Annotated in this window: 2 protein-coding genes; both read left to right on the top strand. The window is 58.6% G+C overall.

From position 1 onward, the window contains the following. A partial coding sequence (locus GEU01_RS21290; protein ID WP_019087615.1) for an NAD(P)H-dependent oxidoreductase occupies positions 1-602 on the top strand: 602 nt, incomplete at its 5' end. A 48-nt stretch (positions 603-650) separates the two neighbouring features. Beyond that, the coding region (locus tag GEU01_RS21295; RefSeq protein ID WP_042711019.1) for a PQQ-dependent sugar dehydrogenase at positions 651-1,852 on the top strand (1,202 nt) is incomplete at its 3' end.

The following is a 1,852-nucleotide window of genomic DNA, read 5'->3' on the forward strand; positions in this document are numbered from 1 at the left end:
TTCTTCTTCTGAACGGTGGAAAGGCTTTCGCCCATTCTCATGGTCGTCTGAACGATACGCTGCATGACGCCGCCCTTGCGGTCCTGTCGAACGCGGGTTTCGATACACGACAGACAAAAATCGATGCTGGCTACGATATTCAGGCCGAAGTCGAGAATATCCTGTGGGCTGACCTGGTCATCTACCAGATGCCGGGCTGGTGGATGGGCGCGCCGTGGACGGTCAAGAAGTATGTCGATGAAGTCTTCACCGCCGGTCATGGCACGCTTTATGCCAATGATGGGCGCAGCCGGTCGCATCCTGAGCGCAAGTATGGGTCTGGCGGCCTGCTGCAGGGGAAGCATTACATGCTTTCCCTGACATGGAACGCTCCGAAAGAAGCCTTTGTCGATCCAGACCAGTTCTTTGAAGGGAAGGGGATTGATGCGGTCTATTTCCCTTTCCACAAGGCCAACCAGTTCCTGGGCATGGCGCCGCTTGCAACGTATCTTGCGTCAAACGTTATGAAGGAACCGGCGGTTGATCGGACCGTCGCGCGCTACCGTGCCCATCTTGCAGACGTTCTTGGTTTTGCCCTGCCAGAGGGCGGTGCTGAAGCATAGCACGGATCGCAGGGTTTTTTCCGGGTAACATGGAACCAAGAGAATAACATGAAGACATGGATACGTTGGGGCTGCGCCGGAGTGATCGGCCTGGCAGTGCTGGGTGCAGCGACATGGGAACTCGTCCTGCGTCCGGAAAATGCATCCCTTCCCGTAATGGCAGGAACAGGCCCGCATCCTGATCTGCCGCAGCCCAACCATACTATGTTTCCGACTGTCAATGTCGCGACGCCCGTGGGTTGGGTAGAGGGGAAGGTACCCACACCCGCTCAGGGGCTGGCGGTTACGCCCTATGCGAAGGGGCTTGACCATCCTCGATGGCTTTATCGGTTACCCAATGGCGATATTCTGGTGGCCGAGAGCAATTCGCCCAAAACGGATGTCCAGACACTCAAAAATCGCATTGCGGGGTTCGTGATGGGCAAGGTGGGCGCGGGGGAGGCCAGCCCGAACCGGATCATCCTGTTGCGCGAAACCAGGGGCGATGGGTCATCGGATACCCGCACGGTGTTCCTCGACCATCTCTATTCGCCCTTCGGCATGGCGCTGGTGGGGAATGATCTGTATGTCGCCAATGCCAACGCAATCCTTCGTTTTCCCTATCATGAAGGTGATACGCGGATTGATGCGCCAGGCACCAAGGTCACGGATCTGCCAGCCGGCTACAACCATCACTGGACAAAAAACCTGCTTGCCAGCCCGGATGGCCGTTTTTTGTATGTGACCATCGGGTCCAACAGCAATGTTGCCGATAACGGGATGGACGTCGAAGAGGGACGGGCCCGGATCGACCGGCTCGATCTGAGCACGGGAAAGCTGACGCCCTATGCGACGGGGCTGCGCAACCCGAACGGGCTGGCTTTTGAGCCGGAGAGCGGTGCCCTGTGGGTGGTGGTCAACGAGCGCGATGAAATCGGTAGCGACCTCGTCCCCGACTACATTACCTCGGTCAAGGAAGGCGCATTCTATGGCTGGCCTTACAGCTATTATGGCCAGCACGTTGACACACGGGTCTCGCCGCAGCGACCGGACCTCGTCGCGCAGGCGATCGCGCCGGATTATGCGCTTGGCCCGCATACGGCCTCCCTTGGCATCACCTTCTCTCAGGATGTCACCCAGCTTCCGGACGCCTGGCGCCATGGACTGTTCGTCGCACAGCATGGATCGTGGAACCGGCGGCCCAAGAGTGGCTACAAGGTCATCTATGTGCCGTTTGCCGATGGGAAGCCGTCCGGCACGCCGGTTGATGT

The sequence above is a fragment of the Komagataeibacter europaeus LMG 18890 genome, assembly GCF_000285295.1.
GTDB classification, from domain to species: Bacteria; Pseudomonadota; Alphaproteobacteria; order Acetobacterales; family Acetobacteraceae; genus Komagataeibacter; species Komagataeibacter europaeus.